Below are 1,871 nucleotides of genomic sequence, written 5' to 3'. Positions count from 1 at the left end.
CTTGAGCCTACAGAAAGTAGGAGTTCTCACGAGTTGGTGAAGGGCCGAACCCCGAAGAAGTCGGGGCAGGCAGTATTGTGAAGTGAAAATTCGATAAGGAGCCTTTGAGTAGCCTTATCTTAAAAGTAGCGGAAAGAGGTTGTTGGTGTAAAGAGCGGCAGCCTTATGCTTTACGAACCGCTGTATACGAGAACCGTACGTACAATGGTGTGAGAGCCTCAACCTGAGCCAATTGGCTCAGGTCGGGCTACTCGATTATGCACTGTTCTTTTTCATTTTTTTGAGGCAATTAGTTCAAAAATCAATTCTTTCAATATTTCTAAATCACTCTCTATTGTTCCTTTCATATATCTTTCAAACACACTTTTATTGTCAGGAGGGTTTAGGTTCAGAATCAACCCTTTTTCCAAGGCCAACAACCTTAAAAACTCTCTTTGTGCACGTCCGTTACCTTCTCTAAAGGGATGAAAATAATTTACATTATCTAAAATTTCGGCTAACTTTTCTGCTAATTCTTTTCTTCTGTTTTTTCGAATTTTCTTGTAGTCAGCTATTAAAGAATTAATGTAGCTACTGGCATTATCAAAATGGGTGGTGGGAAAAAATTGTTTTCCATCCTTACTTATTTCCACAACCCGTTTTTTGCCAGCCCAGACATATATATCTTGAAACAAATGTTTGTGAATATCAAAAAGGTTTTCAATTCCTTTAATCTTAATGGGATTGTTGTAAAGTTCCTGAAGTCGTTTTGTTACTGCACCACTTTCAACAAAAAGTAATACGTCTGGGTCCGTTATTCCCTGCAGATTTTTTAAAATTCCTGTTTTTGGGTCAGTGTAAGTATAATCAAAGTCTATGTACTTATAAGAATCAGACATAAGCCTTTTCTTCTGCAAACTTCACCAATTCGCTCAATGAAATTTTGCCTATTACATAATCTCTAATTATTTCAACCCCTTTTGGTGTTGGTTTAAAACCTTCAAACATATTACTTCCTAAAGCATTTGCTGTGCTTTCTAATGTCTTTAAATCTGAAAACTTCACTCCCATTATTGTCAGATTATTCCTGTCAATTTCGATTGTATTAAACATATGCTTTGGGTTAAACCTTCAACGAATTTACAAAATTTCCCTCATTTTTCACTTATGTCCCTCTGTTTTAGAATAGTGCATAACGTGATTCAGCTTGGAGACGGCGGGCATTCGGAGCCGTTCTCTTCATACTTTCACCTAGCTTCTTAAAGATACTAAACTTTCTATTTACTCTGAACCGCCCGCTGGATCCAAGGTGATGTTACCTGCTGTTTAAATTGTTTTCGACCGTGTTCCAAATCAATCTATTCTTTGATTAGGTTATCAACCGCATATTTTTTTACCTCAAATATGTTTGAAGAGGAGTCCACCATCACAGAAAGATGAATTTCTCCCTCACTTCCGAACAGGGTGAAATCAATGTTAGCGGGTAGTTCTTTTATACTTTCGATTTCATTCTTATTGTACCTGTATCCTTTGAAGGACCCTATTTTTCTTTTGATTTCTGGGTCAACCTTCAACTGTTCAACAGTTTGTATGACTATTTCAGGCTCTGAGCTTATCCAGCTGATTAATAAGTTAAATCCAAAGGCAACAATTAAAAAGATTAGAGAATATTTAAAGAACTTAGAATTGAAATCCTTTACTCTTTTACCTGTCCATCTACTTATAATGAAATAAGCAATCAAAATCCCAGCTGTAGTGTATAGTATTTTTCCTATAATTTCCATTCGTTTATCACTATCGTTTTTTTATTGCAGTGGCTTTTTATAGCAGGTAACGTCAGTTTGTCCAAAAATCTCCGTTATCTTTTCGGATAGTCTAAATATAAGCCCATT

3 protein-coding genes are annotated in these 1,871 nt (G+C 36.0%); all 3 read right to left on the bottom strand.

The window, feature by feature from the left end; genetic code table 11:
• Positions 1 to 272: 272 nt before the first annotated feature.
• Positions 273 to 896 (bottom strand): Fic/DOC family protein, encoded by a 624-nt coding sequence (locus HMJ38_RS24995; protein WP_228780269.1) that lies wholly within the window; start codon positions 894 to 896, stop codon positions 273 to 275.
• Positions 871 to 1,092 (bottom strand): antitoxin VbhA family protein, encoded by a 222-nt coding sequence (locus HMJ38_RS24990; protein WP_194977181.1) that lies wholly within the window; start codon positions 1,090 to 1,092, stop codon positions 871 to 873. The genes HMJ38_RS24995 and HMJ38_RS24990 overlap by 26 nt, the downstream gene beginning before the upstream one ends.
• A gap of 245 nt (positions 1,093 to 1,337) precedes the next feature.
• A complete protein-coding gene (locus tag HMJ38_RS24985) occupies positions 1,338 to 1,763 on the bottom strand; it encodes a hypothetical protein (RefSeq protein ID WP_194977180.1) in 426 nt (141 codons plus the stop codon).
• Positions 1,764 to 1,871: the final 108 nt, after the last annotated feature.

It is taken from the genome of Aquiflexum lacus, assembly GCF_015476655.1.
Lineage (GTDB): Bacteria > Bacteroidota > Bacteroidia > Cytophagales > Cyclobacteriaceae > Aquiflexum > Aquiflexum lacus.
The sequence above is the reverse complement of the archived record's forward strand: the minus strand, read 5'-3'. Positions and strand labels throughout refer to the sequence as shown.

Excerpts from the sequence above, each read along its gene's own strand:
- HMJ38_RS24985 (WP_194977180.1), bottom strand. The coding sequence starts at position 1,763 with ATGGAAATTATAGGAAAAATACTATACACTACAGCTGGGATTTTGATT.
- HMJ38_RS24990 (WP_194977181.1), bottom strand. The coding sequence starts at position 1,092 with ATGTTTAATACAATCGAAATTGACAGGAATAATCTGACAATAATGGGA.